The sequence below is a fragment of the Suttonella ornithocola genome (assembly GCF_001889065.1).
GTDB classification, from domain to species: domain Bacteria; phylum Pseudomonadota; class Gammaproteobacteria; order Cardiobacteriales; family Cardiobacteriaceae; genus Suttonella_A; species Suttonella_A ornithocola.
This window is the reverse complement of the sequence record NZ_LWHB01000140.1, coordinates 1-6,977: the sequence shown is the minus strand read 5'-3', so window position 1 is coordinate 6,977 and position 6,977 is coordinate 1. Positions and strand designations below refer to the sequence as shown.

General features: G+C 38.7%; 5 protein-coding genes and 1 tRNA gene. All 6 read right to left on the bottom strand.

Features of this window, described 5'->3' with window-relative positions; genetic code table 11:
- Positions 1-2,226, bottom strand: a 2,226-nt coding sequence (gene infB, locus A5N85_RS10465; RefSeq protein WP_072577175.1) for a translation initiation factor IF-2, incomplete at its 3' end; no start/stop codon positions are given.
- An 18-nt stretch (positions 2,227-2,244) separates the two neighbouring features.
- Complete coding sequence (nusA, locus tag A5N85_RS10460; protein ID WP_072577174.1) at positions 2,245-3,732, bottom strand: transcription termination factor NusA; 1,488 nt, start codon at positions 3,730-3,732, stop codon at positions 2,245-2,247.
- Positions 3,733-3,748: 16 nt separating this feature from the next.
- Positions 3,749-4,222, bottom strand: a complete 474-nt coding sequence (locus A5N85_RS10455) for a ribosome maturation factor RimP (protein ID WP_072577173.1) — start codon at positions 4,220-4,222, stop codon at positions 3,749-3,751.
- A 67-nt stretch (positions 4,223-4,289) separates the two neighbouring features.
- Positions 4,290-4,366: transfer RNA gene (locus A5N85_RS10450), tRNA-Met, on the bottom strand.
- An 84-nt stretch (positions 4,367-4,450) separates the two neighbouring features.
- A complete protein-coding gene (locus tag A5N85_RS10445) occupies positions 4,451-5,254 on the bottom strand; it encodes an OmpA family protein (protein ID WP_072577172.1) in 804 nt (267 codons plus the stop codon).
- Between the two features lie 59 nt (positions 5,255-5,313).
- Positions 5,314-6,977: YadA family autotransporter adhesin (locus tag A5N85_RS10440; RefSeq protein WP_211268162.1), on the bottom strand; the 1,664-nt coding region annotated here is incomplete at its 5' end.

Here is a 6,977-nt window from a genome sequence, read left to right as displayed (position 1 = left end):
TAGTTTCTTAGCGGTATTTTCAGCTCTGACATTAAACGCAATAATAATCGCTTCAGAAGCAATAGCTAGCTGCACATCTGATTCTGTAATTCCACCAATTCCACTAGCAATAATATTTACTTGGACTTCATCTGTTGATAATTTACGTAAAGAATCAGAAAGTGCTTCTACAGATCCTTGAACATCTGCTTTTATCATTAAATTTACAGTGCTTATCTCACCGTCTGTATTATTAAAGAGATTTTCTAATTTTGCTTTCTGCTGACGAGCAATCTTAATCTCTTTGAATTTACCTTGACGGAAATTTGCAATCTCTCTAGCTTTGCGTTCATTTTCAACGATAATAACATCATCACCTGCATTCGGTGTACCAGAAAGTCCAAGAACCTCTATTGGCGTAGATGCGCCTGCTTCTTCAAGTTCATTTCCTTGTTCATCTAACATGGCACGAATTTTTCCATATTCCATGCCTGCCAGCATAATATCGCCTTTTTTCATTAAGCCTGATTGAACCAAAACAGTTGCAACACTTCCACGACCGCGATCTAATCTAGACTCAATAACAACACCTTTTCCTACTCCTGTAGAAGGTGCAGTTAATTCTAACACTTCAGCTTGAATCAATATTTGCTCTAATAAATCATCAATGCCTTCACCACTTTTAGCGGAAACATAAGCAAATAAATTTTCACCGCCCCATTCTTCAGAAATGACACCTTCTTGAGATAGCTCTGATTTTACTCGCTCAGGGTCTGCTTCAGGCTTATCCATTTTATTGACTGCAACAATCAAAGGAGCGTTAGCAGCTTTAGCATGCTGAATCGCTTCTTTTGTTTGTGGCATCACGCCATCATCTGCGGCTACAACTAAGACAACAATATCTGTAACATCAGCACCACGAGCACGCATAGCAGTAAATGCCGCATGTCCTGGAGTGTCTAAGAAAGTAATCTGTCCTCTTTCTGTATTCACTCGATAAGCACCAATATGTTGAGTAATGCCACCAGCTTCTCCTGCAACTACTCGTGTTTGACGGATATAATCTAGTAAAGAGGTTTTACCATGGTCTACATGCCCCATAATCGTTACTACAGGTGCTCGAGAAATCACATTATCGCTATTCTCTTCAGCTTCTGCCATTACTTGCTCTTCAAGCTCATTTTCTTTTAGAAGAACATATTTATGACCAAGCTCCTCAGCAACTAATGCGGCTGTTTCCTGATCTAAAAGTTGGTTTATAGTAACCATAGAACCCATTTTCATCATCGCTTTAATGAGTTCACCGGCTTTAACACTCATTTTTTGTGCTAAATCACCAACGGTAATCGTTTCGGGAATACGGACTTCACGCGAAACAGGCGCGACAGGCTTTTCAAATTTACCACCTTTACGCTCATTTTTACGATTTCTATTCCCTTTACGATCATCTTCAGCATTTTTAACGGCTCTTTTACCACTACGATCTCTGCCACCATAATTACGATCTTTTGTTTGAATGTGGAAGCGACTTTCTGCTTCTTCTTCATAACCTTCTCGTTTTTCAACATCTCGCAAAGCTTCTTGTCGCTGTCTTTCTAGCTCTTCACGCTCTGCAGCAGAACGTTTTTCACGTTCTTTTTGTTTGCGCAATTCTTCTTCAGCATTTCTTCTAGCTTCTTCTTCTTCTCGTTTTGCTCTTGCCTTTTCTTGTTCCGCTAACTGTGCTTGAAATGCTGCTTCTGCTTTAGCGCGCTCTTTTTCTGCTTTTACTAACGCAGCTGCTTCTTTCTCTTTACGAGCTTTTCTTTCTTCTTCTTCGCGTTGACGTTGAGCTTCAGCTTCAAGTGCTTCTTGGCGAGCTTTTTCTTCATTCTCTCGCTGAGCATCGCCTTGCTCTAATCGCTTTTGCTCAGCCATTTGCTGAGCAATTTCTCTAGCTGTTAATTTCTTAGCATCATTATTAGTTGTTTTTTTCGCTAAAGACCTGGGATTTTCTTTTGTTCCTCTAGAAGAATTTTTCTTAGTTGTAGATTTGTTAGAAGAAGCGCTACTTGTACTTTTTTTTCCATTATTTAAAGTCAATTTAGCACCTGTTTTTTTCTGTTGCATATGTCTAGTTAATGCAACTTTCTGTGCTGGTGACATTGTATCACTTTCATTTTCTACACTAATGCCGGCCTCTTTAATTAGATCCATCAATCTATTAAGGGGAATTTTTAATTGTTTAGCTAATTCTGCTACTGTCATTCTTTCTCTCCGTTTCTTCTATCGAAACCACGGCTCGCGTGCTTTAAGGATTAAGGCAGCCGCTACCTCTTTATCCAAACCACTCAAATTCATTAACTCATCTACCGCAAGCTCTGCCAAATCTTCTTGCGTATTAACTGATTTAGCTAAAAGCTTTTCAGCAAGTTCTTCATTAATGCCTTCCATCTCAGTAATCGCTGTTTGCATTTCTGCTTCAGGATCTGAAGCAGCTACAAATGCTTGTGTTAATAAATAATCTGTCGCTCTTTCAAGTAAAGCATCAACAATATTATCATCGAAGGCATCTATATTAAGCAAATCTTCACGATCTGCGTAAGCAACTTCTTCTGGAGTAGTATAATTTGCTGCTAATAACTCAGTTGCTACTTGTACATCAATCCCTAATACTTCAGCTAGCGCTTGCTCCTGAACACCCAAAGCCGCCTTAGCTTTTTGAGCAAATTCCGATTCTGATAAAACATTGATAGTCCATCCCGTTAGCTCACTAGCTAAGCGAACATTTTGGCCACCTTTACCTACAGCTCTAGCTAACTTATCTTCAGGCACAGCGACATCAATAATATGTTTATCTTTATCAATTAAAGTATCTGTAATCTCAGCGGGCGCCATTGCTTTACGAACATACTGTTCAGGGTCTTCATCCCAAAGTACAATATCAATTCCTTCGCCAGACATTTCATTCATAACACCTTGAACACGGCTACCGCGTATTCCAACACAAGCACCAACAGGATCAATACGAGGATCAAAAGTTCTAACAGCAACTTTAGCACGAATTCCCGGATCACGTGCTGCGCCCATTACTTCAATATTACCACTGCTAATTTCAGGAACTTCTTTTTGAAATAATTGAATCAAAAACTCAGGTACAGTTCGGCTAATTTGTAACTGTGGTCCTTTTAACTCTCGATTTACTTTTTTCAAATAACCAAGCACTCTGTCACCATTACGCAATGACTCTCTAGGAATCATATCACTTCTTAATATAGTTCCTTCCACGCCACCGACATCAACAATAACGTTACCCTTTTCATGACGACGAATAATTCCATGAATTAAAGAACCTTCTTTATCAATGAATTGTTGATAAATCTTTTCTCTCTCTGCTTCACGTAATTTTTGGATAATAATTTGCTTAGCCATTTGAGCACTAATACGCCCAAAAGGCTCATTTTCGATTGGTAACTCTAAAACATCACCCGCTTTAAGTGAGTGCTCAGGAAATTCTATTTCTGCAACTGCTTCTCGCATTTCCGCATCAGGATTTTCAAGCATTGCTTCATCATCAACAATTTGCCAAACACGGAAAGTTTCGTACTCTCCATTTTTTCGATTGATACTTACTCTTGCCTCAATTTGCTCATCCACAAATCGCTTACGAGTCGCTGCTGCCAAAGCTGCTTCTAAGGCTCCAAATATAGTTTCACGGTCAACATCCTTTTCGTTTGCAACCACTTCAACAATTGACAGTAATTCTTTAGACATACAGCTCCCTTATTACTTAAAAGCTTGGTTCAACTTTGGCTTTATCAATATTTGAAAATTCAAACTTGATAGTCGTTTTATCTTTAGAGTTTGCCAATAAAAGCTTAACTGTTTCTGCTTCTATATCGACAGCCTCAAGAATACCAGTAAATTTTCTTTGTCCATTTACAGCAGTTCTTGTTTGTAATCTTATTGTCTCACCAATATATTTTTCATACTGTGCAAGTGTATAGAGCGGTCTATCAATACCAGGAGAAGATACTTCAAATGTATAAGCAGAAGCAATAAGATTTTCAACATCTAATACTGGATTAAGCTGCTCCGTAACTAAGACGATATCATCAATACCAATACCACCTTCAGGCTTATCCACATACACTCTTAAGATAGAATTAACGGAGTTATGATGATATTCCACGCCCCACCATTCATACCCCATTGACTCAACGACTGGTTTCAACAATTCGGTAATAGTTTCTTCACGTGTCATAATTTTCTCCGATAAATATCAGACAATAAAAAAGCCCTTTGATAAGCAAAGGGCTTTAGAAACCTTTTGGAAGCGGGGGCTGGATTCGAACCAACGACCTTCGGGTTATGAGCCCGACGAGCTACCAGACTGCTCCACCCCGCAATTCACTAGAGTGCTTATTATATATAATCAGCTAAAAATAGCAAGCTTTTATTTAAAAAACACTCAGATTGTTGTTTTATATGATTATTTTAAAACTTTAAAGCCGTCAATATCTACAATTACCCGACGATTAGGAGCTAAACAGTTGATTAATAGGGCACGATCTGATTGATGACAAGTAACAATAGGATTAGATTCGCCCAAGCCTTCCGCTGTTATTTTTTCTGCTGGTACACCCAAACGAATTAAATATTCTGCAACTGTCTCAGCACGTGCTTGAGAAAGCACTAAATTATAACTTTCTGCCCCTAAGCGATCTGCATAACCAGTGACAGTGATTTTATTCAATTCTGTAAAGCTTTTTAGCTTATTAACCAAATTATCCAACTCTCTACGACCTTGCTTGCGAATATCATCTAATCCACTTTTATCAAAAGCAAATAGCGCATCTGCTGATAAACTATATTTTGATTTTTCTTTTTCAAAAGGCGGACAAACCCCATCTACGGGATTAATTGGCTTCCAATAAAAGTTACGTGCATACAGTTCTTTATCAAATAGGACTTTAAATTCGCATGTTGAAACACCATTATCGCCTATACCAGGTGTATTAAAATAGAATAAATAATCCCATTCACGAACATGGAAGCCTTCCGAAAAATGAGGACGACCAATTAAATTATAAAGCTGCTCTCTTGTCACCCCTTCTCGAATATTAGAAAGATTCTCTAAATTAGGAAATGTACCTTTATGGTAATCCATTTGTACACTATCAGATTTTGGCCATACTAAATCACCTTTAGGAGAACCATTTGCTTGAATCACTGTACCCGTGGAACAGGCTGTTAAAAATATTACTATTGCCAATAAAGAAAAATGTAATTTCATTTTTAGATCCTTTTTATTGTATAAGGATGTCGCTACACACCTCAATAAAATTTAATAAATTACCACTGATAACCTACACCAACTGTAACGCCAGCATCTTTACGGTTCATATTTGCCGTACCTTTGATCACCCACTTACCATTATCACTAATCGTAGATGCACCAATCGCTAAAGCACTTTCTCCACGATAATGTGCAGCAGCAGCAGATACCATACTCTTTCCTGGCAAATATGCTTGAGGCAAGCCGGCAGTTGCCATAGCCGATGCAATACCCGTATTGGCACGCGTTTCAACATGATTAACCCGATTATCTAACGCTCTTAACTGACTAACATTTACCGCATCCGTATCAGCAGAACCCGCAGCAACATTAGTAATACGTTTTAACGCAGCAGGTTGATAATGCACAGCCGTTTTATCTGCTTGAGATTTGTTAGCCAGTGCCAACATTTGCGCTTTAAGTTCCTTAGCATCTACATTATCCCATCTTGGATCATTTGGGTTATTAGATAAAGCACGCAAACGATTTTTCAAATCTTCGGGCTTCACTTTATTCCATTTTTGCGGATTACTTGGATCCTCAGCTAACAAATCTAACATTGCCCACTTAGGATCATCTGATGGCAAATCCTTCATTATTGGACTAACCGATATCCATTTAGCAGGACGACCGATAGATACTTCGCCAACCACCTCATTTCCCTGACCATGAACTTCATTTGCAGAAGCGCCAGTAGGAATATAAGCAGGCATATCTGCCAATGACCTTCTTACTCGCATCTTACCTGGATTTTTAGGATCAATTTCCATATTTGCTACTTCTGCACCTGCAGAAAGCGCCATAGAATTCGTACGATCTTCTCTAACACTAGCCCCAGCTCCAAATGCGGAACTATTTGTTGCCCCAAGCATAACTTTTGCATTCATACCAACTGCTGATGAATTAATTGCTCCAGCGCTAGAATCATTCGTAATTCCCGGCTGATAATCCTTACCCGTATCATTCGTATGGAAATACTTAATTCCCTCTCTATTCATCGTATCAATAGCAGAAATCACATCACGATGCTGCTTAACACCCTGATTAGAAGGGTTATATGTTTTTAAATCATCATAACGAATATTACCACTATCATCTGTCCCAATAGCTCCAGCTAATTCATTACGGACATTTGTCACACGATTATTAACTTGGGTAACGCGGTTATTTACATAACTAATTGCTGCATTGTTAGCTGCTTGAATATTATTCAGCTGACGCACATTAACAGCATCGGTATCTTTTACACCTGCGGCGATATTGCTAATTATTGTATTGCCAGCATTGATACCAGTCCTAGTAACAGAAGGACCGCCGTTAATTGTCAATCCTCCGTTATTAATTGTGGTATCACCTAACTTGACACTACCACCTTCTGTCAAATCAATATCTTTCGCTAACTTAATCGCAATACTGCCATCTACATTCGCTTCTGTTTTAATATTGTTTTCTGTACCGTCTTTCGCGCCACCTTTCAGCATCAATACTTCCGATGGCTTACGTTTTACAATGACAGTTCCATTATCACCAGTGTATTGTGTCTCAACGTTAGCAACTTGCTTAGTAATGCTATCATCAACGTATTTCTTATTCGCTACATCACCAGCTTCTGTTGGTGCAGCAACATTAGTGATTTTCTTATCACCCATGTTGATTCCATTATCTTTGTTAATGGTTATCG